This window comes from Symbioplanes lichenis (assembly GCF_030709675.1).
Lineage (GTDB): Bacteria > Actinomycetota > Actinomycetes > Mycobacteriales > Micromonosporaceae > Actinoplanes > Actinoplanes lichenis.
Window position 1 is genome coordinate 71,350 of sequence record NZ_JAUZQD010000004.1, and the last position, 24,704, is coordinate 96,053.

Below are 24,704 nucleotides of genomic sequence, written 5' to 3' on the forward strand. Positions count from 1 at the left end.
CTCAGCCGCCGGGGCGGGTCATCTCCGCGTCCAGGGACTCGGCGACGTAGGCCATGGCCTCGCGGTGCCGCGGCTCGGCGAAGCGGGCCGTCATCTCGTCGGGCGACACGTCGTCGACATGCTGGTGGATCCACCAGCGGTGACCCTGGGGGTCGCGGAAGCGGCCGGCGATGTCGCCGAACGGGGTCTCCGTGGCCCGGGTGATCACGGTGCCCCCGTGGGCGGCGGCCTCGTCCAGGGTGCGGGCCACGTCCTTGACATAGACCCGCAGGTGGGCGGGGGTGGGCGGCCAGCCCGGGCCGGCGTCGAAGAGCAGCAGCGCGGCACCGTCGAGGACGACCTCGGCGTGCATGATGCGGTCGCCGCTCGCGACGCGGGCCCCGGGCGTCTCGTGGGCGCCGAGCACCGCGCGGAGGAAGTCGATCTCGGCGGCGGTGTCGGCGGAGATCAGCCAGGGGGCGAGAGAGCTCGTGTGCATGGGCTCACGCTAGGGCGGAATGCGGCCGCTTCCCGGCCGGTTCGCGCTCCTTCACGCGCCGGTGGCGCGCACGATCCGCCCTTTCACCCCGCGATGGCGCGCACAATTCGCGCCTTCACGCGGTGGCGGCGCGCACGATGCGCGAAACCGGGCCGGGCGGCCGATGTCGCTCCTGGCGGATGGTGCCAGTCAGGAGCGCGGGGCGACGGTCTTGCCCGCGGCGACGGACTCTCCCGCCGCCTCGGCCGCGGCGGCGCACTCGGCGGCCGTTGCGGCGTCATCGGCGGCGGCGTCGTCGGCGGCTGCGGCGAGGCAGGCGGAGTGGTCCTCGGGGGTCGGCGGGCGGGCGGCGGCGAGGCCCTCGCTCACCCGGGAGGCGACGCTGCAGCCGACCTGGCGCAGCACCTCGATCTGCTCCTTGGTCAGGCCGTCGATGACATAGCGGCGGACCGCCTCGACGTGACCGGGGGCGGCGGCGACGACCAGGTCCCAGCCGGCGTCGGTGAGGACCGCGAGGGTGTAGCGGGCGTTCTCGGGGTCGGGCTCGCGGCGCAACAGGCCCCGTTGCTCGAGGCGCTTGACGACGTTGGAGAGCCGGGAGAGCGACGCGCTGATCATGGTCGCGAGGTCGCTGAGGCGCAGCGCCCGGCCCGGCGACATGGAGAGCCCGCTGAGGGTCATGTAGTCGAAGAGCGTCAGCTTGTTGTCGCGCAGCAACTGGGCGTCGAGCGCGGCGGGCAGCTTGAAGATCAGGCTCGCGAGCGCCATCCAGCCCTGGAGCTCGTGGTCGTCCAGCCACCGCGGTTCCTCGTGCATGGCCGAAATATTACGGCGCGCCCGCACGCCGGCCGAGTGACGTGCCTCGCACTGGGTTCAAACATGAAGTGAAGGTGCTACGGTTGCGTTCAAGCTTGAACCACTTCAAGATTGAACCGCCGAGAGGACACCGTCGTGACCCTGTTCCGCCTGGACGCCAGCATCCACTTCGACAACTCCACGAGCCGAGAGATCGCGGACATCGTCGAGCAGGAGTGGCTGGCCGCCCACCCCGGTGACACGATCGAGCGGCGCCGCATCGGCATCGAGCCGATCCCCGCCACCTACTGGGCCGCCGCGGTCAGCGCCGGCTTCACCCCCGAGGACCAGCGCACCGACGAGCAGAAGCAGGCCGTCGCCCTGGCCGCCGAGCTCTACGACGAGCTGGCCGCCGCCGACGCGATCCTCTTCGCCGTGCCGCTCTACAACTTCGGGCCGTCGCAGCACATCAAGGCCTACATCGACCTGGTCGCCACCGACCCGCGCGTCGCCGGCCAGCCGTTCCTGGCCGGCAAGAAGTTCGTGCTCGCCACCGTCCGCGGCGGCGCCTACGGCGCGGGCACCCCGCGCGAGGGCTGGGACCACTCGACCCCGTTCCTGCGCCGCATCTTCGCCGACTCGTGGGGCGCCGACCTGACCGTCGTCGAGCGCGAGTTCACCCTGGTCGGCGTCAACCCGGCGCTGGACCAGTTCAAGGACCTCGCCGCCGAGATGCACCATGGCGCGATCGCCTCCGCCCGCGAGGCCGGCAAGATCCTCGGCGCCCTCCCCGCCAACGCCTGATCCACTGCGGACGCCCTCCGGCGCCGGCCCGCTTCTCAGCGGACCGGCGCCGCGTCACGTTCCGAGTGAGAAAGCCGCGCCACGTTCCGGGTGGCACAAGCCGCGTCACGTTCCGAGTGAGAAAGCCGCGCCACGTTCCGAGCGGGAAAGCCGCGTCGCGTTCCCAGCGGGAAAGCCGCGCCACGTTCCGGGTGGCACAAGCCGCGTCACGTTTCGGGTTGGAAAACCTGCGCTGAGTGGTCTTGTTCTTCCGGCGTCGCATGTGTCAAGGTCCCGGCAAGATTCCGCGACAAGACCGGGGTGACGATGGGCGAGGCCGCGATCGAGCTGGCCGGGGTGCACAAGGAGTTCGCGGTGCACGGCGAGCGGGTGCAGGCCGTCAGGCGGCTGGATCTCACGGTGGCGCAGGGCGAGTTCTTCTCGCTGCTCGGGCCGTCCGGGTGCGGCAAGACGACGACCATGCGGATGATCGCGGGCTTCGAGGAACCCACGGGCGGCACGGTCCGCCTCGACGGGCAGGACGTGACGGGCGTCGCGCCACACAAGCGCGACGTCAACATGGTCTTCCAGTCCTACGCGCTCTTCCCGCACCTCACGGCGTACGAAAATGTGGCCTTCGGGTTGGAGCGCAAGCGCGTCGCCCGGGGTGAGATCCGCAAGCGTGTGGGCGAGATGCTGGACATCGTCTCGCTGACCGGCATGGACAAGCGGGCGCCGCGCGAGCTCTCCGGCGGGCAGCAGCAGCGGGTCGCGCTGGCCCGGGCGCTGGTCAACCGGCCGCGGGCGCTGCTGCTCGACGAGCCGCTGGGCGCGCTCGACCTCAAGCTGCGCCAGCAGATGCAGACCGAGCTCAAGCGGATCCAGCGCGAGGTCGGGATCACCTTCGTCTACGTCACGCACGACCAGGGCGAGGCGCTGACCATGTCGGACCGGATCGCGGTCATGCGGGCGGGCGCGATCGAGCAGCTCGGCCCGCCGCGCGCGATCTACGAGCGGCCGGTGACGCGCTTCGTGGCCGGCTTCATCGGGACCTCCAACATCATCGACGGTACGGTCGAGCGCGTCGACGACGGCGTGGCGGTCCTCACGTACGGGCCGGGTGAGCGCGTGCTCGTGCCGACGACGGCGGCCGCGGGCACGGCGCTCGAGGTGTCTGTGCGCCCGGAGAAGATCGACTTGTCCCGGGAGCAGCCCGCCGGCACAGGCTGCAGCATGCTTTCCGGCGTGGTGAAGGACGTCGTCTATCACGGCACGTCGACGAACTACACGGTCACCACGGCGGCGGGACCCGACCTCGTGGTCTTCGACCAGAACGCCCGGGACGCCGAGGACCTCGCCGGGCCGGGCGACCGCGTGCACCTCACCTGGAGCCCCCAGCACTCCTACCCGATCGGAGTCTCATGAGCCACCTCGATCCGGCCCTCGTGCGGGGCCTCACCACCCGGCGCGGCTTCCTGACCACGGCGGGCCTGGCCGCGACCGGCGCCCTGCTGGCCGCGTGCGGGGTCAAGGGGCAGGGCTCCCCCGCCGCCAGCGCCCCGGCCGCCGATGAGGTCGCGAAGTTCTGGGCGGGCAAGACCGGGACCGGGTCGCTGAACGTCGCCAGCTGGCCGCTCTACATGGACCCCGAGCAGCCGGAGCTCAAGAAGTTCACCGCGGCGACCGGGATCAAGGTGAACTATCAGGAGGTCATCCAGGAGATGGGCCCCTGGTTCGCCAAGGTGCAGCCGCAACTGGCCGCGAAGCAGGACATCGGCTACGACGCGATGATCATCACCAACGGGTCGAACTTCGCCAAGTTCCGCAACTCCGGCTTCCTGGCCCCCCTGGACCACGGCAAGCTTCCGAACTACGTCGCCAACGCCGATCCCTCGTACGCCAAGGCCGCCTACGACCCCGGCAACGTCTACTCGATCCCGTGGGCGTCGGGGATCACCGGGATCGCGTACGACGAGAGCAAGACCGGCCCGATCACCAGCATCGCCGACCTGTGGAACCCGAAGTTCAAGGGCAAGGTCGGCATGTTCTCCGACGCCGAGGAGCTGGGCAACTACGGGCTGCTCGCGATCGGCGTCAAGCCGGAGGACTCCACGCCGGACGACTGGCGCAAGGCGGCCGAAAAGCTCAAGGAGCAGAAGAGCAGCGGCGTGCTGCGCAACTACTACGACCAGAGCTACATCGACGCGCTCGGCAAGGGCGAGGTCTGGCTCACCCAGGCGTGGTCGGGCGACGTCTTCCAGAAGAACGTCTCCGACGGGACGAACTACAAATTCGTGATCCCGGCCGAGGGCGGCACGATCTGGACGGACAACTTCACCATCCCGGTCACGGCGAAGAACCCCGTGGACGCGCTCACGCTGATGGACTTCTTCTACCAGGTGCCGGTCTCCGCGACGCTCGCCGAGTACATCAACTACGTCTGCCCGGTGCCGGCGGCCCAGGAGCAGATCACCAAGGACGCGGCGGCCGCCACGGGCGAGGACAAGGCCACGCTGGCCCAGGTCGCGGCCAGCCCGCTCGTGTTCCCGGCCGCCGACGACTACGCGCGGCTGCACTACTACGTGCCGTTCGCCTCGGAGGCCGAGCACCAGGAGTTCCAGAACGTCTTCGAGCCCGTGGTGCTGGGCTGACGTGCGCCGCCGGCTGACTCCGTACCTGCTGGTCCTGCCCGGCGGGCTGTGGCTCCTGCTCTTCTTCGTCGTGCCGATGGTGACGATGCTGTCGCTCTCGCTGCAGGAGGGCGACATCGTTTCCGGGTACGTCTTCACGGGGCACTGGCAGACGTACGCCGACGTGCTCGTCAACTATCGGGTCCAGCTCGTGCGGTCGCTGGTCTACGGCGCGATCGCCACGGTCGTCCTGATCGTGGCGGCGTTCCCGGTGGCGTACTGGATCGCCTTTCACGGCGGCCGGCGCAAGGCCTCGTACCTCTTCCTGTTGTTGCTGCCCTTCTTCGTCTCCTTCGTGCTGCGGACGATCTCGTGGCGCTACGTGCTCACCGACGAGGGCATCCTGCTCGGGCCGCTCAAGGACGCCGGCCTGCTGCCGGACGACTTCCACATCCTGGGTACGCCCACCGCCGTCATCCTCGGGCTGGTGTACAACTTCCTGCCGTTCATGGTGCTGCCGATCTACGTCGCGCTGGAACGCATCGACCCGCGCGTCGTCGAGGCGGCCCGCGATCTGTACGCCGGCCCGGTCGTCGCCTTCCGCAAGGTCGTCCTGCCGCTGGCGCTGCCCGGGGTCTTCGCCGGCGTGCTGATGACCTTCGTGCCGGCCAGCTCCGACTACGTCAACTCGGCGGTGCTGGGCAGCTCGTCGACGGCCATGATCGGGCAGGTGATCCAGTCGCAGTACCTGACCAGCTCGAACTATCCGGCCGCCTCCGCGCTGTCGTTCACGCTCATGGCCGTGCTGCTGATCGGCGTCTTCGCCTACGCGCGGGCGCTGGGCACCGAGGACGTCATGAAGGTGGCGGCGCGATGAGACTGCTCCGGGCGTACACCTGGCTGGTGGTCGCGTGGTTGACCTTGCCGATCGTCGTCATGATCGCTTTCGGCTTCAACGACACCCCGGGCCGCTACAACCAGACCTGGGACGGCTTCACGCTCAAGTGGTACGGCCGGGTCTTCGCCCTCGACGACCTCACCCGCGCCCTGTGGATCTCGCTCGGCATCGCGCTCGCGTCGATGCTGCTCGCGGGCGCACTGGGTACGGGCATCGGCTACGCGCTGGGCCGGTTCCGCTTCCGGGGCTCCGGGGTGGTCAACCTGCTGATGTTCGCCACGATGAGCTCGCCGGAGCTGGTCATGGGCGCGTCGCTGCTGACCCTCTTCGTCTCGGCGGGCGTCGGTCTGGGGCCGGTGACGATCACGATCGCGCACGTCATGTTCTCGATCTCGTTCGTCGCCGTGGTGGTCCGCGCCCGGGTGCTCACGCTCGACCGTTCCCTGGAGGAGGCGGCCGCGGATCTCGGGGCGTCGCCGTGGACGACGTTCTGGCGGGTGACGTTCCCGCTGATCCTGCCCGCGGTCGGCTCGGGCATGCTGCTGGCCTTCGCCCTGTCGATCGACGACTTCGTCGTCACCAACTTCACCGCCGGTACGACGACGACCTTCCCGTTGTGGATCTGGGGCGCGACGCGGATCGGGCTGCCGCCGCAGGTGAACGTGATGGGGACACTGATCTTCCTGGTCGGGGTGCTGATCGCCGTCGTCGGATCGGTGCGAGCGCGGCGGCAATGAACGCCTCCCTGGCTGACGCCGAGCCCCGGCCTTACTGGCTGACGCAGCCGGGAGCCCCTTCGGCCACGCCGCCGCTCGCCGATGCCGTCGTCGCCGACCTCGCCGTGATCGGCGCCGGCTACAGCGGGCTGTGGACGGCGTTGATCGCCAAGGAGCGGGATCCTGGGCTCGACGTCGTGGTGCTCGAGGCCGGGACAGCCGGGTGGGCGGCGTCGGGGCGGAACGGGGGTTTCTGCTCTGCCTCGTTGACGCACGGCTATGCGAACGGGGCGAGCCGGTTCGCCTCAGAAATGTCGGTTCTGCATCGACTGGGCCTGGAGAACCTCGACGCGATCGAGGCTGCTGTTGCGCGGTACGGGATCTCGTGCGGCTTCGAGCGTACGGGGGAATTGCAGGTCGCGACCGCGCCGTGGCAGCTGCGGGAGCTGACCGCCCGGCCTGGCCAGGTGCTCCTGGACCGGGACGCCGTGCGCGCCGAGCTGGACTCCCCCACCTATCTCGGCGGGGTGTGGGACCGGGACGGGTGCGCGATGGTCGACCCGGCGCGGCTGGTGTGGGGGCTGCGGCAGGCGTGTCTGGCTCTGGGCGTGCGGCTCTTCGAGAACACGCGGGTCGACGCGATCTCGTCCGTGCCCGGCGGCTTGCGGCTGCACACGCTGCAGGGACGGCTGGACGCGCCGCGGGTGGCGCTGGCGACGGGCGCGCACGCGAATCTGTTGCGGCGGCTGCGGCACTATTTGATTCCCGTGTACGACTACGCGCTCATGACGGCGCCCATCGACGTGTCCCGGGTCGGGTGGCGGCACCGGATGGGGGTGGGCGACTCGGGGAACCAGTTCCACTACTACCGGCTGACCTCGGACAACCGGATCCTGTGGGGCGGCTACGACGCCGTCTACTACCGCGACGGGCGGATCGCCGTCGACCACGATCAGCGCGAGTCGACGTTCCAGGTTTTGGCGGAGCACTTCGCGACCACATTCCCCCAGCTCGCCGACGTCCGGTTCACGCACAAGTGGGGCGGCGTGATCGACACGTGCAGCCGCTTCACGGGGTTCTACGGGACGGCGTACGGGGGCCGGCTGGCCTATGCGGCGGGCTACACCGGGCTGGGCGTCGGCGCGACCCGCTTCGGCGCGCAGGTCATGCTCGACCTGCTCGCGGGGACGCCGACCGCGCTGACGACACTACGCATGGTGCGTACGAAGCCGGTCCCCTTCCCGCCGGAGCCGCTGCGCAGCGGGGTCATCGGCCTGACCCGCTGGTCGATAGCCCGGGCCGACAAGCACGGCGGCCGGCGCAATCTGTGGCTGCGCACGCTCGACAAGGTGGGTCTCGGCTTCGACTCCTGATCACGTCAGGCCCGCGCTCCAGGCCCGTACGGCGGTGCCGGCCAGCGAGCCGGCCTCGGCGGTGAGATAGCGCAGGCGATCCTCGGTGGCCAGCGCCGCCACCCCGTGCGCGATCGACCAGAACTCCGCGGCCCGCCGCTCGCGGTCGTCCGGCGTCAGCTTCCCCACCGCGTCGACAAGCAGCTCCTGGACGCGGTAGGCCCGCGCGAGCACGTCCGGATGGCTTTCCTTGTCGATGCCGGACGCGAACATCACCTCGAAGAGGGCGGGGTCGGCCCGCGCGAAGGCCACGTACGCGTCGGCGATGGCCACGAGCCGCTCGACCGGGTCCTGCTCCGTGCGGCTCGTGAACACCTCCTCGAGCTGGGTGAAGCCGCGCAGGGCGACCGCCGCGAGCATCGCCTCCCGGTCGGCGAAGTGCCGGTAGGGCGCGGTGATCGACACCCCGGCGCGCCGGGCCGCCTCCGAGACGCTGAAGCCCCGGGCGCCGCGCTCGCGGACCAGCTCGATCGTCGCCACCAGCAGCGCGTTGCGCAGGTCGCCGTGGTGGTAGCGCGCACGCTTCACGGTCCCTCCCCCTATCAATGTTGCAGCCTCTCACATCCTCCCATACGCTTAATGTGTAAGCCTCTAACATTGGAGTTGCGATGACCCTGATCCAGGGCGGCCTCGTCCTCACCGGCTCGGAGTTCCGCCGGGCCGACGTGCTCGTCGACGGCGACCGCATCGTCGCGGTCGGCCCGGACCTCACCCCCGGCGACGGCGGGACGATCGACGCGCGGGGCATGTTCGTCGCGCCCGGCTTCGTCGACACCCACCACCACCTCTGGGAGACCACGCTGCGGGGCGTGACCGCCGGGTGGTCCATCGTCGACTTCCTCTGGGGCGTGCTGCTGCACCACCGGGCGGCGCACACCCCCGAGGACGTCTACGCCGGCAGCTACGCCGGGGCGGTCGCCGCGCTCGACGCCGGCATCACCACGACCGTCGACCACGACCACGCCGCCGTGACACCCGAGCACGCCGCGGAGGCGCTGCGCGCGGTGGGTGATGCGGGCATCCGCGCCGTCTGGGCGTACGGGCTGGGCGACGAGACGACCCGCAAGCATCTGCTGACGCTGACCCCGGCGAGCCTCGTGGAGATCGGCGTGGCAGCCAACGACACCGGCTCGGTGCCCTGGGAGCAGACCGTCGCCGAGTTCCGCTTCGCCGCCGAGCACGGCCTGCTCCTGACCCAGCACTCCCGCTCGCTGGCCGACATGCCACCGGACCTCACCTGGCTCCGCGAGGCCGGGCTGCTCGGCGCCCGCCAGCTCTTCTCCCACGCGAATCAGGCCAGCGACGACGAACTGCGGTCGCTGGCCGAGGCGGGCGCCGCCGTGGCCTCCACCCCGGAGACCGAGGCGCAGATGGGCATGGGCTTCCCGGTCTGGAACCGGGCCCGCCGCCTCGGGGTGACCGCCGGCCTCGGCACCGACATCCAGACCAACAACCCGGCCGATCCCTTCCGCGCGATGCGGCTGGCCCTGCGACTCACCGAGGCCCGGGAGCAGGACGGGACGATCGCCGGGGCGATGGGCGCGCGGCCGGCCCACCTCGCGGATGTACTGCACGCCGCCACGCTCGGCGGGGCGGCGGCGCTGGGCCTTGGGGGCCGGACGGGCTCGCTGGAGCCGGGCAAGCAGGCGGACATGCTGCTCGTCCGGCACGACGGCCTGCACCAGGCGCCGCTCACCGATCCGCTGGCCGGTTACGTGCTCAACGCCCGCCCGTCGGACATCGAAACCGTGCTGGTGGCAGGCGAGATCCGCAAGCGCGGCGGGCGGCTCGTCGGTGGCGTGGACCGCCGGGCGATCGACCTGCTCACTGCGGCGTGGGAGCGGCTGGAGCCGGTCATCGCGGCGCGGGGCGGCCTGCGGCCCGCGATGCCGGACGGCTTCCTCGCGCAGTTCGCCGCGTCGACGGCCGCGAACGCGCCGGGCTTCGCCACGCGGTTCTAGGCGGTGTTTCGTGGGTCAGGGCGAGTCGCCGGCGAGGTCCAGGTTTCGTCTCGCAAGTGGGGCGGAAGGTTCGATACCGGGGATGTATCGAGCCTTTCGCACCGCGCCGCGAGGCGGAAGCTGGGCCCGGCGGCGGCCGTCATGCCCCGCGAAACACCGCCTAAAGGCCGAAGGCGAGCAGGACCGGGCCGTGGTCGCTGGGGTAGAACGGGTAGTAGCCGGCCTGGACGTAGAGCATGCCGTGGGCGACGACCGCGCCGCCGTTGCCGGAGATGGCGCTGCCGAAGCCGGTGATGCCGTTGACGCCGGGGAACTCGCGCAGGGTGTCGTAGGTCCACAGAACGGCGCCGGTGCGGGCCGAGTAGACGCGCATCTTGCCGTCGTTACTGCCCTCGTAGACCAGGCCCGGCGTGGTGGTGACCGCGGGCGTGTGGGCCCGGGCGCACACCTCGGGGAAGGCCGCGGCACCGCCGGTGGTGCAGCCGTCGGCCGGGCTCGGGGTCTGCCAGAGGACGCGGCCCGTGGCAGGGTCGACGGCGAAGAGGGTGCCGGGGTCGGCGAAGTACGTGGCGATGTAGAGGCGGCGGCCGTCGTAGCTGCTCCCCCACTGGATGCCCGAGATGCCGCCGCTGGGCAGGGGCACGCCGAGCTGGCGGCGCCAGACCACGGCGCCGGTGGCCGCGTCGAACGTGTGGTAGACGCCGCTCTTCTGGCCCACGCCGACCAGGGTGCGGTGGCCCACGCGGAAGATGTTGGGCGTCGCGCCGATGTCGTAGTCGAGGGCGGTGCCGTCGTTCAGGCCGGGACAGTAGCCCTCGGCGTCCGGCTCGTTGCACAGACTGCGCCACGTGTCGGCGTCGGTGACCTGGTTCTTCCAGCGGACCGCACCCGTGCGGGCGTCCAGGGCGAGCAGCGAGTCGAAGTCGCCGGCGCTGCCCGTGTAGTTCTGGCCCGTACCCACGTAGAGGGTGTCGGTCCTGGGGTCGATGACCGGGGAGCTCCACACGCCGGCGCCGGAGGGTTCGAAGCGGGCCGCGCCGCTGGGCCACGTGCCGGCCTGGACCGGCTCGGGCACGGTCCAGTAGCGCCACACCAGCGCCCCGGTCTCCGCGTCGAGGGCGTCGATGTGCCCGCGGAAGGTGCAGCACGGATAGTCGGCGCCGTTGGTGTTCTCGCCGCTGGACGAGCCGATGTAGATCAGGCCGTCGTGGTAGAGCGGCGAGCTGGTGTGCAGGGCGGCCGGATGCTCGTCGGTGTCCCGGGCCCACTTGAGCCGGCCGGTCTCTTTGTCGAGCGCGTAGACGTAGCCGCGGCTGTCGCCGAAGTAGACCTTGCCCCGGGCAACGGCGGGACCGTCCATGACCATGCCCGCGCCGAGGGCCGGGTTGACCGACAGCGTGTCGAAGGACCACTTCCGGGCGCCGGTACGCGCGTCGAGCGCATGGAACAGGAGGCTGTTGTCGCCGAAGTAGACGGTGTCGCCGACGACGGCCGGCTGACTCTTCACCGGGGCGCCGGTCTTGTTGAACGCGAAGGCCCACTTGAGCTTCAGCTTGCCGACGGTCGCCGGGGTGATGATGCGCTCCGCGGGATTGTGGCGGGAGCCGCGCACGTCGCCCTGCCAGGTCGGCCAGTCACCGCCCCGGGAGCCGGCCGAGACCGGGGCCGCCGGGATCAGCACCAGGACGGCCACGAGGGCGAGTGCTTTGCGCAGAGACATCGAACCTCCCCGTTCTCCCCGGTCACCATAGGCCCGTGCGGGCCGCCGGCGACCGGAAGTCCTCGATCTGTCACCGCGACGGCACCCGCCGCCGCATCCACCTAGCACCTGTCACCGCGACGGCACCCGCCGCCGGACCCACCCTCGATCTGTCACCGCGACGGCACCCGCCGCCGGATCCACCCTCGAGCCGTCACCGTGACGGCGTCCGCCGCCGGAGCCACCAGAGCCCGGAGCCGGCCAGGAGCAGCGAGGCCGCCAGGTAGGCCGACAGCTCGATCCACTGGAAGGTCCAGTATCGGGACGGCGGGTGGTAGGTGTAGTCGAAGTGGAGGCCGAGGCCGGTGAGGCACCTGATGTGCTCCTCCGGGTTCCCGGAGCGGCAAGTCGCCAGCTGCTCTTGCGTCAGCGGACTCCCGTCGGCGTTCACCACGGCGGCCTCCTCACTCAATGACCACGCGCCGGGCATGGTGTAGCCCAGGATCTTGGCGCCGCCGGACGGTGACACACCGAAGCCCTTCGAGCGGCTCATCGCGTCCTCGTCGAACGCCACCGACGTGGTCACGGGCGTCATGAGGTGCGCGCGGACCAGCGCGGGCTCACCGAGCTGGACGACGGCGAAGAGCGCCAGGGTGAGGGCCATGGCGGGCAGCGTGCGCCGCACGAGCAGGCCGGTGACCGTACCCAAGGTGAAGGCGAAGGCGGCATGGCCCAGCGGGACCACGTTGCGCGAGGCGAAATTCAGCGCGACGAAACGCTCGCCCAGGAACTGGTCGTAGCGGCTCGCGTTCCAGGTGAGCAGCAGGCTGAGGGCGCCGCTGACCACGACCGCGGCGAGACCGAGGACGGCCAGCTTGACGGCGAGCCAGCGTACGCGGGTGATGCTCTGGTTCCACACCAGACGGTCGGTGCGCTCCTCCAGCTCCCGCGTCAGCAGCGGCGCGCCCCAGAAGACGCCGATCAGGGCGGGTGTGGCGAGGACGAGCACTCCGGCCAGGGTGAGCTGGCGGGAGTAGGTGTTGCCGAAGCTGATCCGCGCGGCGGCGCACTCGCTCGGCGTGCACCCGAGGACGCCGGCGTAGTCGGACCGCATGCGGACGCCGAGATAGATGAGGAAGGCGGCGACCGCGGCCACGGCGAGGGCGGCCACCAGCGCCTGGGCGCGGAACTGCCGCCAGGTCAGCCAGATCATGACGCACCTCCGGCCGCCCGGCTCATGTACGCCAGGCCGAGGTCCTCGAGCCCGATCGGGCGCGCACCCGGCGGGGCGCCGGCGGCGCGGACGACGTCGGCGTGGATGCGCTCCGCGCCGGCCGGCAGCTCGCCGGTCACGCGGTGGTGCACGGTCAGCAGTCCGGCGACGTCGCCCGCGAGCTGGACCCGCCCGCCGGCCAGCACGACGACGTGGTCGCAGACCCGCTCGACGTCGCCGAGCAGGTGCGACGAGAGGATGACGCTGACCCCCAGCTCGGCGACGAAGCCGAGCAGGTCGTGCAGGAACGCGCGCCGGGCGAGCGGGTCGAGCGAGGCCACCGGCTCGTCGAGGACGAGCAGGTCGGCGCGTTTCGCGGCGGCCAGGGTGAGGGCGAGCTGGGCCCGCTGCCCGCCGGAGAGCGCACCGGCCTTGCGGGCCGGATCGAGACCGAGCCGCTCGATCCGATCGGCGGCCAGGGCCGCATCCCAGCGCGGGTTGAGCCGGGCGCCGAGCCGGAGGTGATCGGCGACCGACAGCCCGCGGTAGAGCGGCACGTCCTGCGCGACGAAGCCGACCCGGGCCAGCTGCGCGGCGCCGGCGCCCGGGGGGTGGCCCAGCACCTCGATGCGGCCGGCCGTGGGGGCCACAATGCCGCACGTCATGCCGAGCAGAGTGGACTTGCCGGCGCCGTTCGGGCCGACCAGGCCGACGATCCGGCCCGCCGGGACGGCCACCGTGCAGTCCGTCAGGGCGGTCGTCCGGCCGTAGCGTTTGGTGAGGTCCTCGGTTTCCATCGCTGCTGTCATGGGGGAATTTCTAGTCCCCCGGCGGTCACACGACGGTCCGGACCGCTGTGACCGCGATGTGACGCCCAGGAGCCTACTCTCGGCGGCATGAGGGTGCTCGTGGTCGAGGATCAAGCGGCGCTCGCCGACTCGGTCGCGCGAGTCCTGCGCCGTGAGGGGATGGCGGTCGACGTCGCGTACGACGGGACGGCCGCCCTGGATCGCACGTCCGTGCTGGACTACGACGTGGTCGTGCTCGACCGTGACCTGCCCGGCATGCACGGCGACCAGGTGTGCCGCACGCTGGTCGGGCAGGGGTCGCTCAGCCGCGTCCTGATGCTCACCGCCTCGGGCACGGTCGCCGAGCGGGTGGAGGGTCTCGGCCTGGGCGCCGACGACTACCTGCCCAAGCCATTCGCGTACGCGGAACTGGTCGCCCGGATCCGCGCGGTGGCCCGGCGTGCGGCGCCCGCCACCCCGCCGGTCCTGGTCCACGGCGACCTGCGCGTGGATCCGGCGCAGCGCACGGCCACCCGGGCCGGGGCGAGGCTGGCGCTGACCCCGAAGGAGTTCGCCGTCCTCGAGCACCTGCTCACCGCCGCCGGGCGCGTGGTCTCCGCGGAGGAGCTGCTCGACCACGTCTGGGACGAGGCCACCGACCCGTTCACCACGACCGTCAAGGCGACGGTCAACCGGCTGCGCGCCAAGCTCGGCGACCCGCCGCTGATCGTGACCGTGGCCCGCGCCGGATACCGGATCTGACATGCGGGTCAATCGGCTCCGGTGGCGGCTGACGCTGTATTACTGCGCGGCGGCGGTCGGCTCCGGCGTCGTCCTGCTGGGCATCATCGTGCTCCTGTCGCGCAGCCTCCCCGCGGTTGCCGTGCCGGTGGGCCGCGCGCCGGACCGGGTCGCCCTCGCCACGCTGGTGCAGATCGACGGCTTCCGGTCAAACCTCCTGCTGCTGCCCGCCGTCGCGCTGGCCATCATGGCCGTGCTCTCGCTGGCGGCGGGGTGGGTGATCGCCGGGCGGATGCTGCGACCGGTGCGCGCGATGACCGGCCGCCTCCGCCACATCTCCGGCCCCAACGTGCACGAGCGGCTGGCCGTCGAGGGTCCGCGCGACGAGTTCAAGGACCTTGCGGACACCGTCGACGGACTGCTCGGACGGCTGGAGAGCGCCCTCGAGGCCCAGAAGCGCTTCGTGGCCAATGCCGCGCACGAGCTGCGCACGCCGCTGACGGTCGAGCACGCCCTGCTCGAGGAGCCGCTGATCGACGCGGAGGCGACCGTCGCGGCGTACCGGGCGAACTTCGAGCGGCTGCTGCGGGTCAACCGCGACCGGGGCCGGCTGCTGGAGTCGCTGCTCACCCTGGCCGACAGCTCGCACGGGCTGGGCCGCACGGCGCCGCTGGACCTCGCCGCGGTGGCCGGCCCGGTCGTGCGGGAAGGAGCGCCCGGCCTGCGCGTCTCGGCATCGCTGCGCCCGGCCACGCTGCGCGGCGACCCGGCGCTCATCGCCCGGCTGGTCGCCAATCTGTGGGACAACGCCGTGCACCACAACATCCCGGGCGGCTCGATCGACGTGTCCACCGGAACCATCGACCACCGGCCGCTGCTGCTCGTGAGCAACACCGGACCGGTCGTGCCCGCCGCTGAGGTGGACCGGCTCTTCGAGCCGTTCCAGCGCCTGCGACGGGTCGCCGACGACGGCCACCACGGGCTCGGTCTGTCGATCATCCGGGCGATCGCGACGGCGCACGGGGCCGTGGTGACCGCGCGGGCCCGGCGCGGCGGCGGCCTCACCGTGTCGGTCGTGTTCCCGGCGGCGCGTTGACGGGCCAGCTCACGGCGGGCGGAGATGCCACCACGGGCGTGTCACCGCGGGCGGACCCCTACGGGTGGAGCCACCGCAAGCAGAGTCACTGCGGACAGGGTCACCGCGGGCGGAGCCACCGCCGGGCGAGTCACTGCGGGCGGAGATGTCACCGCGGGCGGCGCCACCACGGGCGTACCACGGGCGGAGTCACCATGGGCGGAGTCACCACGGACAGGGTCAGGGGGCGCGGTCACGGCGGGCGGGGTCACTGGGGACGGCGGCGGTAGGTACGCATCTTGGCCCGGCTGCCGCAGATGGCCATGGTGCACCAGCGGCTGCGGCCGGCGGGGCTGCGGTCGTAGTAGACCCAGCGGCACGGGTGGGCGCTGCAGGCTTTGAGGCGGGGCCAGGTGCCGTCGGCTGTGGCCAGGAGGATGGCGCGGGCCACGTGGGCGGTCAGGGCCGGGGTGCCGTCGAGGCCGGGGGCGGGTTCGGGGCGGGCGGTGCCGGTGGCGTCGAGGGTCAGGCGGAGGGGGGCCGCGGCCAGGAGGGCGTCCAGCCGGGCGAGGGTCGCATCCGGGACGTCGACGCCGGTGTGGGACTGGCACACATCGCGCAGGGCTTCGCGGAGGTCCACGGCGGGAGCCAGGTCGGCCTCGTTGAACGTCAGCCTGGGTAGGTCGTGGGCCGCGGCGAACGCCGCCAGGTCCGCGGCGGTGCGCAGGGTGTCGCGGGCCATCTCGATGTCGATCGTGTTGGCCAGATCCTGGACCAGGGCGAGTGCCGCCGGGGCGGGAGCCCGGTCGCCCGGTTGTCGCATGCGGACACGTTACCGCTGTGAGAGCATGCTCCGGTAACCGTTACCGGTTGGAGGGGCTATGAAGGTAACGCGAGCCGGGCTGCTGCGGCGCAACCAGGACTTCCGGCGGTACTGGGCCGGGCACACGATCTCCGTGGCCGGGTCCTACGTGACGGCGGTGGCCCTGCCGCTGCTGGCGACGCTGACCCTGGACGCCGGCGCGACGGGAGTGGCGGCCATCGCGACCGCGTCGTTCCTGCCCAACCTGCTGCTGCCGCTGCTCGCGGGACATTGGCTCGAACGCCGGCGCCGGCGACGGGTGATGATCGTGGCCGATCTGGTCCGGGCGGCGCTGCTGGTGGGCGTACCGGTGGCGTGGGGGTTGGGGGTTCTGTCGGTGCCGCTCCTGGTCGCCGTGGCGTTCGCGGCGGGCGCGGCGGGGGTGGTCTTCGAGATCGGCGGGTTCGCGTACGTGCCCACGCTCGTCGACGAGGACGACCTGCCCGCGGCGAACCGGGCGATCCAGGGGTCCACCACCGCCGCCCAGGTGGCCGGGCCGGGGCTCGCCGGCGGGCTGGCGCAGCTCACCGGGCCTGCCGTGGCGGTGGCGATCGACGCGGTGAGCTATCTGGCAAGCGCGCTAGGGGTGGCGGCCGCCCGGCGGCCCGAGCCCGAACCGGTCGCCGCGGAGGCACCGGGCGGCATCCTCTCCGGCCTGCGAACCGTGCTCGGGAACCCCTTTCTGCGCGCGCTGACCGTGCACGCCACCGTCTACAACGGGGCGTTCCAGATTCTGACTGTCAACCTGGTCGTGTACGCGGTGTCCGAACGCGGGCTGAGTGCGGGGCAGTTCGGGATCGCGCTCAGCGCGGCGGGCGCCGGGGCCTTCGCCGGGACCATGGTCGCGCTGCGGCTGGCGGACCGGCTCGGCTACGGGCGGGCCTTCGCGGTGTCGCTGGTGTTGTCGACCGGCACTCCCCTGCTGCTCGCGGTGCTGCCGGGGCGGGGCGGGGCGCTGGCGGCGGGGTTCGCGGCCGTGCAGTTCGTGAGCGGCATCGGGCTCGGGTCGGCGAACGTGCTCTCCCTGACGCTACGGCAGGTTGTGGCGCCGGGAGCGCTGGCGCGGACCAACGGGGGCTATCGGCTGCTGATCTACGGGGTGCTGCCGGTGGGAAGTGCGCTGGCGGGGGTCGTGGGCGAGGTCGCGGGGAGCCGGGCCGGGGTCGCGGTGGGCACGGCCGGGCTGGCGATCTCGGCGCTGCCGATGGCCAGCCGGCGCGTCCTCGCGTTGCGCAAGCCCCAGGACGCGCGCGAAACGGAGACGAACGCGGACGCCGCGGCGGCGGGCACGGGAGCCGCCGGCACGACGCCCGCGCGCACAAGCCCCGGATAGCAAGCGCGGCGGGCGTAGCGGAGACCGGCGAGCGGGCGCGGAAAGGCACCCGCCGGCGGTCAGAGGCCGGCGGTGAGCTGGACCGAGCGGATGCGGTCGGCGGTGTCGAGGGCGTGGTGGGCGGTGATCAGCTCGTCGGCGCCGGCCTCCTTGGCGAAGGTCTCCAGATAGTCCTGGACCTCGGCGGCGGTGCCGACCGCGGTGTAGCGGGTCATCTGGGAGAGCTGGCGGCCCGAGGGCGAGGCCAGGAACTCGTCGATCTCGGCGTCGGTGAAGTTGCGGGCGACCGGGCCGCGGGTGATGAAGGCGCGGGTGCGGGCGCGGTAGCTCTTCGTCATCTGGTCGACGGCCTTGTCGTGGTCGTCGGCGGCGATCACGTTGACGCCGGCGATGGCGTAGGGCTCGGCGAGCTGCTCGGACGGCTCGAAGGTGTCGCGGTAGACCCGAATCGCCTGGTGCAGCGCGTCGGGGGCGAAGTGCGACGCGAACGCGTAGGGCAGGCCGAGCTTGGCCGCCAGCTGGGCGCCGAAGAGCGACGAGCCGAGAATGTAGAGCGGGACCGGGGCGTCGGGGCGGGGCACCGCCTGCACGCCGGGCACCAGGGACTTGCCGGCGAGGAAGCCCTGCAGCTCCTGGACGTCCTGGGGGAAGGACTCGGCGGAGGCCGGGTTGCGGCGCAGCGCGTACATGGTGGCCTGGTCGCTGCCCGGCGCCCGGCCGAGGCCCAGGTCGATGCGGTCGGGATAGAGCGTGGCCAGCGTGCCGAACTGCTCGGCGATGACCAGCGGGGAGTGGTTGGGCAGCATGATGCCGCCGGCGCCGAGCCGGATGCTCTCGGTGTGGGCGGCGACGTAGCCGATCACCACGCTGGTGGCCGAGGAGGCGATGGAGGGCATGCTGTGATGCTCCGCGTACCACACCCGGCGGTAGCCGGCCGCCTCGGCGGCGCGGGCCAGGTCGACGCTGGCCGCGAGGCTGTCGCGGGCGCTCTGCCCGGGCGCGATGGGTGCGAGGTCGAGGAGCGAGAGTGGGATCGCCATCCTCCCATCGTCCTCCTTCCGGCGCCCGGACGAGGCGTGACAGTCCTTACAACTTGACCCCAGGGTCAATCAAGCGCCGGCGTCGGCAGCGGGTCGGTGCGGAACACCGCGTCGAACTCCGCGCCGTTCTCCAGCCGGCTGATCATGTTGTTGACCCCCATGGCACCCCCGTGACTGTACGACCACCGGCTCACCAGGCATCCCGCCTGCGTGAACGGCCAGTCCTTCCCGTCGCTCGCCGCCACCGCCCAGTCGGCGGTGACCACGGGGAGCGCCTGCTCGTACGGGATCCGGCAGCGGTCGATCCGGCGGGCCGGCGGCGTCACGTACCTGTCGTCGGCGGCGACCAGCACGGCCAGCCCCTCGGCGAACCAGAGCGGGATCTTGCGCTCCACCGGGCCGGCCCGGTCGTGGAACTCCGCCAGCGCCAGCTCACGCCCGGCCGCCGCCTCGGTGGCACCCTCCGGCGGCAGCACCACCGTCCAGCCCCGCCGCTGGAAGCCTCCGCTCAGCCGCCGGTAACAGGTGTCCGAGGCGCAGAAGACGACGCGCGGATCGGTCGTCCGCTCGCCCCAGAAGAACTCGACGCGGCCGCGGGCGCCCCGGGCGGCGATCTCGTAACGCGGGTCGTCGCGCTCGGCCCAGACGCCGTCGCCCAGGTCCCGCAGCCCGTAACAGCCGGGGCACGCCAGCGCCGTGACCGCCGGAGCGGCCACGGTGAGGCCGGTCACCCCGATCAGGAGAACGACGGCGGCCGCGAGCAGTCGGCGCACAAGCACGCGCGCATGCTATCGGCCCCGGCGCTCCCACACATCGCGCAGGGCGGTCGCGCGCAGGGCGGCGTTGATGCCGAGCCAGCGGACCGGCTCGGGCTCCCAGCGCCGCGAGCGGTGCCCGACCCACGGCAGCGTCGTCCGGTCGCTCAGGTCACCCGCGATCAGGTCGGCCAGCGTACGCCCGGCGAGGTTGGCCGCCGCCACGCCGTCGCCCACGTATCCGCCCGCCCAGGCGAGCCCGTCGCGCACGCCCACCGACGGCATCCAGTCGCGCGGGATGCCGAGCGGGCCGCCCCAGCTGTCCTCGATCGGGGGGTCGATGCCGAACAGCTCGGTGAGGGTGCGGCGGAGGGCGGCGAAGACGTGCGGCTCCTTGTCGTACGAGGGCCGGACGCGCGAGCCGAAGTGGTAGGGCGCCCCGCGGCCGCCGAACGCCAGCCGGTCGTCGGCGGTGCGCTGGCCGTACACAATCAGGTGTCGCTCGTCACTGAAGGTCTCGCGCCGCGCCAGGCCGATGCGCGCCCAGGTCGCGGGGTCGAGGGGGGCCGTCACGATCATGAGCGAGTAGACCGGGGCGAGCGCGCGGCGGTGACCCGGCAGGGCGGCGGTGTAGCCTTCGAGCGCGCGGACCACGACCGGCGCCCGCACCGTGCCGCGATCCGTGGTGACCTCGCCGCGGGCCAGCGAGAGTGCCCGCGTGCCCTCGTGGATCGTCACGCCCCGGCGTTCGGCGGCGTCGGCCAGGCCGCGGACCAGGCGCGCGGGATGCAGGGCCGCGCAGTCCGGGCTGTAGGTGCCGCCGAGCACGTCGGTCGCGCCGCAGATCGCCGCGGCCCGCGGGGCGTCGAGGAAGCCGGGCGACGTGCGGGCGCGCCGCAGCTGGGCGGGCGTGCGGGCCAGCGTGATCGTGCCGCCCTTGGCGTAGTGGCAGTCGATGTCCTCAGCGGCGGCGACCCGGCCGACCTCGTCGACCGCGTCGGCCAGGTGCTTGGCCATCGCCGCCGCCTGGTCCGGGCCGTAGCGCCGCGCCAGCTTCTCCGCCGGTACGGGGAAAAGCCCGCTGCACCAGCCCCCGTTGCGCCCCGAAGCGCCGAAACCCGCGTACTCGGCCTCGAGCACGACGATGCGCTTCGCCGGCGCCAGGGCGGCCAGATAATAGGCGGTCCACAGCCCGGTGTAGCCGCCGCCGACGATCACGACGTCGGCGCTCGTGTCCCCCGGCAGCGGCGCACGCCGCTCGAACGGCTCGAGCGTGCGCAGCCACCAGGACGTCAGATCCGGGTCCATGCCTCGCTCAGCACGGTCCGCAGGATCTGCTCGATCTCGGCGAAGTGCGACTCGTCACAGACCAGCGGCGGCGCGAGCTGCACCACGGGGTCGCCCCGGTCGTCCGCGCGGCAGTAGAGCCCGGCGTCGAAGAGCGCCTTGGACAGGAACCCGCGCAGCAGCCGGTCGGACTCGTCGTCGTCGAACGTCTCGCGGGTCGCCTTGTCCTTGACCAGCTCGATCCCGAAGAAGAACCCGTCGCCCCGGACGTCACCGACGATCGGCAGGTCGGTGAGGCGGTCGAGATAGGAGCGGAAGAGCGCGGAATTCTCGCGTACGTGACCATTGAGGTCCTCGCGCTCGAAAATGTCCAGGTTGGTCAGGGCGACGGCCGACGCGACGGGGTGCCCGCCGAAGGTGATGCCGTGCGCGAACGACGCGTTGCCCGTCAGGAACGGCTCGACCAGGCGCTCCGACGCGATCATCGCGCCCAGGGGTACGTACCCGGAGGTCATGCCCTTGGCGCAGGTGATGATGTCGGGGGTGTAACCGTAGCGCTGCGCCCCGAAGTACTCCCCCAGCCGGCCGAAGGCGCAGATCACCTCGTCGGAGACGAGCAGCACATCGTAACGGTCGCAGATCTCGCGCACCCGCTGGAAGTAACCGGGCGGCGGCGGGAAGCACCCGCCCGCGTTCTGCACCGGCTCCAGATAGACGCAGGCGACCGTGTCGGGCCCCTCGAACTCGATGGCCTCGGCGATCCGGTCCGCCGCCCAGATGCCGAACTCCTCGGAACTCAGCGACTGGTCGGGCCGCCGGTAGAAGTTGGTGTTCGGCACGCGGCTCGTGCTCGGGACCAGCGGCTCGTACTGCTGCTTGAGCAGGGGCAGCCCGGTGATCGACAGCGCGCCCATCGTGGTGCCGTGATAGGCGACCGCCCGCGAGATCGCCTTGGTCTTCATCGGCTTGCCGGTGAGCTTGAAGTAGTTGCGCGCGAGCTTCCACGCGGTCTCGACCGCCTCGGAGCCACCCGTGGTGAAGAACACGCGGTTGAGGTCCCCGGGCGTCAGGCTCGCCAGGCGCTCGGCCAGCTCCACCGCGCTCGGGTGCGCGTAGGACCAGATCGGGAAGTAGGCGAGCTCGGCGGCCTGCTTGGCCGCGGCCTCCGCCAGCTCGGTGCGGCCATGCCCGGCCTGCACCACGAACAATCCCGACAGCCCGTCCAGATAGCGCTTCCCGGCCTGGTCATAGAGGTACGGGCCGGCGCCGCGCACGATGACCGGGACCGGCTCCTTGTCGTACGAGGACAGGCGGGTGAAGTGCATCCACAGATGGTCGCGGGCGGCGGCGGACAGATCCTGGGTCATCTCGTTCCCCATGCGTAGGTCTGTTTGGCGAGTTTGAGGTACATGAACGTCTCGGTGGCGGACACCCCCCCGACCGCCCGGATCTTGTCGTTGAGCAGCTCCAGCAGGTGCTCGTCGTCGGTGCACACCAGCTCGACGAGCATGTCGTAGCCGCCGGCGCAGATCACCACGTAGTCGACCTCGGGGATCGCCGCGATCTCGTCGGCGACGCGGCGCATGTCACCCAGCACCTTGACGCCGACCATCGCCTGCCGGGCGAAGCCCAGCGTCAGCGGGTCGGTGACGGCCACGATCTGCATGAGGCCGTTGTCGAGCAGCCGCTGCACGCGCTGGCGCACCGCGGCCTCGGACAGCCCGATCTCCTTGGCGAGCGTCGCGTAGGACATGCGGCCGTCGCGCTGGAGGTGCTCGATGATCTGCTTGTTGATGTGGTCCAGGGCCTGGTCGGTCACGGAGCGAGTCTAGGGGATCTACGGAATCAGGGGACATCGGCGCGTGTCCCTACGTTTATCGCAGCTTGGATCAGCTTTGGCAAGGGTTTCCGCAGGACTGCTGTCTTCGCCACCCGGCAGTCTCCTCGTTCCATGAGCCGGGCACCAGCACGCGGCCACGTAGCATTGCCGATCCTCATGCACAGTTGCGTCGCGACTATAGGCGTGCGTAAGGTCCTGAGCCATGAGAAGCGCACGCATCTCGGGACAAATCCCGTGGGCCGGAGGTGACGCCGCATGAGCGTCACAGATGCTCGGACCGACACCGAGCTGGTAGCCCCCGTATCGCAGTACGGTGCCGGGGTGGGGAACAAGAGGATCGCGATCACGCTGCCCGAAGGGCTGGTGGCCTCGCTCAAGGAGGAGGCGTTCGAACTCGACGTCAGTGTCTCTCAGCTCGTGAAGGGTGCCGTCCGGAGAGAGCTGGACATTCTGCGGACTCAGCGCGAATTCGAGCAGGATCAGGAAATCGACCCCGCCCTTCGTGAGGTGTTCGACGAGGCGCGGGTCAAAGACAGGGCCGCCGAGATCGAGAAGCGGTACCGCCGATGACAGGCATCCAGGGCACCCCCGTCGTGATGTACGACGCCGGGGCCTTGATCGCGGCTGAGAGCGCGGGCCACCGCATCTGGGCGGCGCATCGGAAGGCCATCCGCGAGGGCAGGAAGCCCCTGGTTCCCTCGGTCGTCCTCGCGCAGACCTGGCGGGATCCGCGCAAGCAGGTCCTCCTCAGCAGATTTCTCCAAGGCTGCGAGGACATCGATGTCGGAGAGGTGGCGAAAGCGGCCGGCGAACTCTGCGGCCAAGCCGGAACCAGTGACGTCGTGGATGCCATGGTTGTCAGCCTCGCCCTGTTGAGAGGGGCAGTGGTCTACACCTCGGATCCCGACGACATCCGGCACCTGGCGGAGGCCGCGGGGCCGAAGACAAGTGTGCTGATCCGGCGGGTGTGAGTGCCGGGCCCCGAGCCCCCGACCGGCCTGGCCGGGGGCTCGGGGCGGCGCATAATGGGAGCATGACTGCCGCGATGCTCCGGCTGCCGGAGGTGACCGGCGGCGATGACGCCTTCCTCGTGGCGTGGGCCGAGGGTGAGCTGCGGCGGGGGCTGGGGGCACTGGCCCGGCCCTATGAGATCTTCGCCCAGGGCTCGCGGGTGAACGGGACGGCCGTCGAGCAGGGCAGTGACGTCGATCTCGTGCTCATGCTGACGGCGGCCGGCATCGGCGACGGCTACGGGTGGGAGGAGTTCCGGGACGACGTGCTCGCCACGCTCGGCGAGTCGCATGTCGTGCGGATGGGGCGGCGGTGTCTTAACGTCGACGATCCGGGGTCGTTGTTCGGGGAGATGGTCGACGTGCTGGTGGCGGTCGAGCACGGTCCGGGCGGCGTGTTCTTCCGGGACCTCGAGGGGCGGCCGATCGTCAACTTCCCGAAGCAGCACCGGATGCGGGGCAACACCAAGGACGCGCGTACGGGCGGGCGGTTCAAGGCAGCCGTCAGGGCGGCCAAGCGGGCCCGGACGGCGGCCGGCCTGGTCGACGCACCGTCCTATCTGCTCGAGTGCCTGCTGTTCAATGTGCCCGATCACGTCTACCGGACCGGGGCCCCGTTCGCGTGGTTGCAGCGGTGCCATCGCGAGGAGCCGGCGACGTTCGCGGGGCTGCTCTGCCAGAACGGCATCAACCGCATCTTCGGGCCGGGCCCGGATCAGTGGACGCCCGGCGCGGCTGCCAGAATCATCGACGTCCTTCACGAGGTCTGACGTCCCGGGCGGTACCCGCACATGAACTGGACGGCCGCGCAGACGACGGCGGTGCTCGCGCCGGTCATCGCGATCTTCGGCGCCGCGCTCGTCGCCCTGCTCACGTACGCGCTGAACCGGCGCGCCGCCCGCCGGGAGCGCCGGGCCCTCGCGTTCGGGGAGGCGCTGAGCGTCATCGAGGACTACGCCGAGATGCCGTACCGGATCCGGCGGTGGCCGGGCACACTGGAGGGTCGCCAGCAGCTCACCGAGGAGGTCAGCCGCATCTACTCACGGCTCGCCTTCCACCAGGCGCTGCTCGACATCGAGGCGCCCGCGGTCGCCGCCGCCTATCGGCAGCTCGCCAACGAGGCCAAGGCCGAGGTCGGCGCCCAGATGAAGGCCGCCTGGCAGAAGCCGGTCCGCACCACCGACGCCCAGATGAACCTCGACGAGCACTACGGCCGCGAACGCGTCGACCGGGCCCGCGACGAGTGCGTGGCGACGATGCGAGCGGCCCTCGACCAGGGTCCGGGAGCCGGGTGACGCACGGCCGGAACGCGGCCGGGTGACGCACGGCCGGAACGCGGCCGGGTGACGCACGGCCGGAAGTGCCGGGTGACGCACCGCGTCTTCCGC

At 71.7% G+C, this 24,704-nt stretch carries 26 protein-coding genes; 14 read left to right on the plus strand and 12 right to left on the minus strand.

All coding sequences use genetic code 11. The features are described from left to right. Position 1 precedes the first annotated feature (1 nt). Both RAN62_RS10520 and RAN62_RS10525 read right to left on the minus strand, forming a co-directional pair. Positions 2-478, minus strand: a complete 477-nt coding sequence (locus tag RAN62_RS10520; protein ID WP_305784363.1) for a VOC family protein — start codon at positions 476-478, stop codon at positions 2-4. Positions 479-667: 189 nt separating this feature from the next. Then, complete coding sequence (locus RAN62_RS10525) at positions 668-1,294, minus strand: MarR family winged helix-turn-helix transcriptional regulator (RefSeq protein WP_369077160.1); 627 nt, start codon at positions 1,292-1,294, stop codon at positions 668-670. 135 nt (positions 1,295-1,429) lie between these two features. On the opposite strand from RAN62_RS10525, the gene RAN62_RS10530 reads away from it, so the two are divergent. The 6 genes from RAN62_RS10530 to RAN62_RS10555 all read left to right on the plus strand — a co-directional run bounded on the left by RAN62_RS10530 (position 1,430) and on the right by RAN62_RS10555 (position 7,673). Then, positions 1,430-2,077: an FMN-dependent NADH-azoreductase gene (locus RAN62_RS10530; RefSeq protein WP_305784364.1), complete on the plus strand. Its 648-nt coding sequence runs from the start codon at positions 1,430-1,432 to the stop codon at positions 2,075-2,077. 306 nt (positions 2,078-2,383) lie between these two features. After that, positions 2,384-3,481, plus strand: a complete 1,098-nt coding sequence (locus RAN62_RS10535; RefSeq protein WP_305784789.1) for an ABC transporter ATP-binding protein — start codon at positions 2,384-2,386, stop codon at positions 3,479-3,481. After that, on the plus strand, positions 3,478-4,707 hold the full coding sequence (locus RAN62_RS10540; RefSeq protein WP_305784365.1) for a polyamine ABC transporter substrate-binding protein: 1,230 nt from the start codon (positions 3,478-3,480) through the stop codon (positions 4,705-4,707). Before RAN62_RS10535 ends, RAN62_RS10540 begins: the two co-directional genes overlap by 4 nt. 1 nt (position 4,708) lies before the next feature. Then, positions 4,709-5,563 carry an ABC transporter permease gene (locus RAN62_RS10545; RefSeq protein WP_305784366.1) on the plus strand — a complete coding sequence of 285 codons (855 nt, stop codon included), beginning with the start codon at positions 4,709-4,711 and terminating at the stop codon, positions 5,561-5,563. Then, positions 5,560-6,321 (plus strand): ABC transporter permease, encoded by a 762-nt coding sequence (locus RAN62_RS10550; RefSeq protein ID WP_305784367.1) that lies wholly within the window; start codon positions 5,560-5,562, stop codon positions 6,319-6,321. Before RAN62_RS10545 ends, RAN62_RS10550 begins: the two co-directional genes overlap by 4 nt. Then, on the plus strand, positions 6,318-7,673 hold the full coding sequence (locus RAN62_RS10555) for an NAD(P)/FAD-dependent oxidoreductase (protein ID WP_305784368.1): 1,356 nt from the start codon (positions 6,318-6,320) through the stop codon (positions 7,671-7,673). Before RAN62_RS10550 ends, RAN62_RS10555 begins: the two co-directional genes overlap by 4 nt. Here the strand turns inward: RAN62_RS10555 and RAN62_RS10560 are convergent, their stop codons facing one another. Next, the gene (locus tag RAN62_RS10560) at positions 7,674-8,240 is read right to left on the minus strand and encodes a TetR/AcrR family transcriptional regulator (protein ID WP_305784369.1); all 567 of its coding nucleotides are present in this window, start codon (positions 8,238-8,240) and stop codon (positions 7,674-7,676) included. 80 nt (positions 8,241-8,320) lie between these two features. Between RAN62_RS10560 and RAN62_RS10565 the strand changes: the two genes are divergently transcribed. After that, on the plus strand, positions 8,321-9,673 hold the full coding sequence (locus tag RAN62_RS10565) for an amidohydrolase family protein (RefSeq protein WP_305784370.1): 1,353 nt from the start codon (positions 8,321-8,323) through the stop codon (positions 9,671-9,673). A gap of 160 nt (positions 9,674-9,833) precedes the next feature. Here RAN62_RS10565 and RAN62_RS10570 read toward each other — a convergent pair whose 3' ends face one another. The 3 genes from RAN62_RS10570 to RAN62_RS10580 all read right to left on the minus strand — a co-directional run bounded on the left by RAN62_RS10570 (position 9,834) and on the right by RAN62_RS10580 (position 13,394). Next, positions 9,834-11,393 carry an outer membrane protein assembly factor BamB family protein gene (locus tag RAN62_RS10570; protein ID WP_305784371.1) on the minus strand — a complete coding sequence of 520 codons (1,560 nt, stop codon included), beginning with the start codon at positions 11,391-11,393 and terminating at the stop codon, positions 9,834-9,836. Between the two features lie 193 nt (positions 11,394-11,586). Further along, a complete protein-coding gene (locus RAN62_RS10575; protein WP_305784372.1) occupies positions 11,587-12,585 on the minus strand; it encodes an ABC-2 membrane transporter-related protein in 999 nt (332 codons plus the stop codon). Then, positions 12,582-13,394, minus strand: a complete 813-nt coding sequence (locus RAN62_RS10580) for an ABC transporter ATP-binding protein (protein ID WP_305784373.1) — start codon at positions 13,392-13,394, stop codon at positions 12,582-12,584. The genes RAN62_RS10575 and RAN62_RS10580 overlap by 4 nt, the downstream gene beginning before the upstream one ends. An 87-nt stretch (positions 13,395-13,481) precedes the next feature. Here RAN62_RS10580 and RAN62_RS10585 point away from each other — a divergent pair, with 87 nt between their 5' ends. Together RAN62_RS10585 and RAN62_RS10590 are read left to right on the plus strand one after the other, a co-directional pair. Beyond that, complete coding sequence (locus RAN62_RS10585) at positions 13,482-14,135, plus strand: response regulator transcription factor (protein WP_305784374.1); 654 nt, start codon at positions 13,482-13,484, stop codon at positions 14,133-14,135. Position 14,136: 1 nt separating this feature from the next. Then, on the plus strand, positions 14,137-15,210 hold the full coding sequence (locus RAN62_RS10590) for a HAMP domain-containing sensor histidine kinase (RefSeq protein WP_305784375.1): 1,074 nt from the start codon (positions 14,137-14,139) through the stop codon (positions 15,208-15,210). A gap of 247 nt (positions 15,211-15,457) precedes the next feature. Here the strand turns inward: RAN62_RS10590 and RAN62_RS10595 are convergent, their stop codons facing one another. Next, a complete protein-coding gene (locus RAN62_RS10595) occupies positions 15,458-16,012 on the minus strand; it encodes a CGNR zinc finger domain-containing protein (RefSeq protein ID WP_305784376.1) in 555 nt (184 codons plus the stop codon). Between the two features lie 58 nt (positions 16,013-16,070). Between RAN62_RS10595 and RAN62_RS10600 the strand changes: the two genes are divergently transcribed. After that, positions 16,071-17,384, plus strand: coding sequence for an MFS transporter (locus RAN62_RS10600; protein WP_305784377.1), 1,314 nt, complete (start codon positions 16,071-16,073; stop codon positions 17,382-17,384). A 59-nt stretch (positions 17,385-17,443) separates the two neighbouring features. Here RAN62_RS10600 and RAN62_RS10605 read toward each other — a convergent pair whose 3' ends face one another. The 5 genes from RAN62_RS10605 to RAN62_RS10625 form a co-directional block, all read right to left on the minus strand. Then, positions 17,444-18,424 (minus strand): LLM class flavin-dependent oxidoreductase, encoded by a 981-nt coding sequence (locus RAN62_RS10605; protein ID WP_305784378.1) that lies wholly within the window; start codon positions 18,422-18,424, stop codon positions 17,444-17,446. Positions 18,425-18,489: 65 nt separating this feature from the next. Further along, positions 18,490-19,203: a hypothetical protein gene (locus RAN62_RS10610; RefSeq protein ID WP_305784379.1), complete on the minus strand. Its 714-nt coding sequence runs from the start codon at positions 19,201-19,203 to the stop codon at positions 18,490-18,492. Between the two features lie 9 nt (positions 19,204-19,212). Then, on the minus strand, positions 19,213-20,487 hold the full coding sequence (locus RAN62_RS10615) for an NAD(P)/FAD-dependent oxidoreductase (protein ID WP_305784380.1): 1,275 nt from the start codon (positions 20,485-20,487) through the stop codon (positions 19,213-19,215). Next, entirely contained in the window at positions 20,472-21,833 is a 1,362-nt protein-coding gene (locus RAN62_RS10620) for an aspartate aminotransferase family protein (protein WP_305784381.1), read from the minus strand. Before RAN62_RS10620 ends, RAN62_RS10615 begins: the two co-directional genes overlap by 16 nt. Beyond that, positions 21,830-22,285, minus strand: a complete 456-nt coding sequence (locus RAN62_RS10625; RefSeq protein WP_305784382.1) for an Lrp/AsnC family transcriptional regulator — start codon at positions 22,283-22,285, stop codon at positions 21,830-21,832. Before RAN62_RS10625 ends, RAN62_RS10620 begins: the two co-directional genes overlap by 4 nt. Before the next feature lie 276 nt (positions 22,286-22,561). Here RAN62_RS10625 and RAN62_RS10630 point away from each other — a divergent pair, with 276 nt between their 5' ends. The 4 genes from RAN62_RS10630 to RAN62_RS10645 all read left to right on the plus strand — a co-directional run bounded on the left by RAN62_RS10630 (position 22,562) and on the right by RAN62_RS10645 (position 24,611). Beyond that, positions 22,562-22,876, plus strand: coding sequence for a ribbon-helix-helix domain-containing protein (locus RAN62_RS10630; RefSeq protein ID WP_305784383.1), 315 nt, complete (start codon positions 22,562-22,564; stop codon positions 22,874-22,876). Further along, positions 22,873-23,277: a PIN domain-containing protein gene (locus RAN62_RS10635; RefSeq protein WP_305784384.1), complete on the plus strand. Its 405-nt coding sequence runs from the start codon at positions 22,873-22,875 to the stop codon at positions 23,275-23,277. The genes RAN62_RS10630 and RAN62_RS10635 overlap by 4 nt, the downstream gene beginning before the upstream one ends. A gap of 62 nt (positions 23,278-23,339) precedes the next feature. After that, on the plus strand, positions 23,340-24,086 hold the full coding sequence (locus tag RAN62_RS10640) for a nucleotidyltransferase domain-containing protein (protein ID WP_305784385.1): 747 nt from the start codon (positions 23,340-23,342) through the stop codon (positions 24,084-24,086). Between the two features lie 21 nt (positions 24,087-24,107). Continuing rightward, positions 24,108-24,611 (plus strand): hypothetical protein, encoded by a 504-nt coding sequence (locus RAN62_RS10645; RefSeq protein ID WP_305784386.1) that lies wholly within the window; start codon positions 24,108-24,110, stop codon positions 24,609-24,611. Positions 24,612-24,704 lie beyond the last annotated feature (93 nt).

What these genes read in the sequence shown, in the direction of transcription:
- RAN62_RS10580 (WP_305784373.1), bottom strand. Translation starts at nt 13,394, where the DNA reads ATGACAGCAGCGATGGAAACCGAGGACCTCACCAAACGCTACGGCCGG.
- RAN62_RS10575 (WP_305784372.1), bottom strand. Translation starts at nt 12,585, where the DNA reads ATGATCTGGCTGACCTGGCGGCAGTTCCGCGCCCAGGCGCTGGTGGCC.
- RAN62_RS10640 (WP_305784385.1), top strand. Translation starts at nt 23,340, where the DNA reads ATGACTGCCGCGATGCTCCGGCTGCCGGAGGTGACCGGCGGCGATGAC.
- RAN62_RS10645 (WP_305784386.1), top strand. Translation starts at nt 24,108, where the DNA reads ATGAACTGGACGGCCGCGCAGACGACGGCGGTGCTCGCGCCGGTCATC.
- RAN62_RS10630 (WP_305784383.1), top strand. Translation starts at nt 22,562, where the DNA reads ATGAGCGTCACAGATGCTCGGACCGACACCGAGCTGGTAGCCCCCGTA.
- RAN62_RS10590 (WP_305784375.1), top strand. Translation starts at nt 14,137, where the DNA reads ATGCGGGTCAATCGGCTCCGGTGGCGGCTGACGCTGTATTACTGCGCG.
- RAN62_RS10535 (WP_305784789.1), top strand. Translation starts at nt 2,384, where the DNA reads ATGGGCGAGGCCGCGATCGAGCTGGCCGGGGTGCACAAGGAGTTCGCG.
- RAN62_RS10600 (WP_305784377.1), top strand. Translation starts at nt 16,071, where the DNA reads ATGAAGGTAACGCGAGCCGGGCTGCTGCGGCGCAACCAGGACTTCCGG.
- RAN62_RS10635 (WP_305784384.1), top strand. Translation starts at nt 22,873, where the DNA reads ATGACAGGCATCCAGGGCACCCCCGTCGTGATGTACGACGCCGGGGCC.
- RAN62_RS10550 (WP_305784367.1), top strand. Translation starts at nt 5,560, where the DNA reads ATGAGACTGCTCCGGGCGTACACCTGGCTGGTGGTCGCGTGGTTGACC.
- RAN62_RS10585 (WP_305784374.1), top strand. Translation starts at nt 13,482, where the DNA reads ATGAGGGTGCTCGTGGTCGAGGATCAAGCGGCGCTCGCCGACTCGGTC.
- RAN62_RS10555 (WP_305784368.1), top strand. Translation starts at nt 6,318, where the DNA reads ATGAACGCCTCCCTGGCTGACGCCGAGCCCCGGCCTTACTGGCTGACG.
- RAN62_RS10615 (WP_305784380.1), bottom strand. Translation starts at nt 20,487, where the DNA reads ATGGACCCGGATCTGACGTCCTGGTGGCTGCGCACGCTCGAGCCGTTC.
- RAN62_RS10570 (WP_305784371.1), bottom strand. Translation starts at nt 11,393, where the DNA reads ATGTCTCTGCGCAAAGCACTCGCCCTCGTGGCCGTCCTGGTGCTGATC.
- RAN62_RS10525 (WP_369077160.1), bottom strand. Translation starts at nt 1,294, where the DNA reads ATGCACGAGGAACCGCGGTGGCTGGACGACCACGAGCTCCAGGGCTGG.
- RAN62_RS10595 (WP_305784376.1), bottom strand. Translation starts at nt 16,012, where the DNA reads ATGCGACAACCGGGCGACCGGGCTCCCGCCCCGGCGGCACTCGCCCTG.
- RAN62_RS10565 (WP_305784370.1), top strand. Translation starts at nt 8,321, where the DNA reads ATGACCCTGATCCAGGGCGGCCTCGTCCTCACCGGCTCGGAGTTCCGC.
- RAN62_RS10605 (WP_305784378.1), bottom strand. Translation starts at nt 18,424, where the DNA reads ATGGCGATCCCACTCTCGCTCCTCGACCTCGCACCCATCGCGCCCGGG.
- RAN62_RS10520 (WP_305784363.1), bottom strand. Translation starts at nt 478, where the DNA reads ATGCACACGAGCTCTCTCGCCCCCTGGCTGATCTCCGCCGACACCGCC.
- RAN62_RS10620 (WP_305784381.1), bottom strand. Translation starts at nt 21,833, where the DNA reads ATGACCCAGGATCTGTCCGCCGCCGCCCGCGACCATCTGTGGATGCAC.
- RAN62_RS10540 (WP_305784365.1), top strand. Translation starts at nt 3,478, where the DNA reads ATGAGCCACCTCGATCCGGCCCTCGTGCGGGGCCTCACCACCCGGCGC.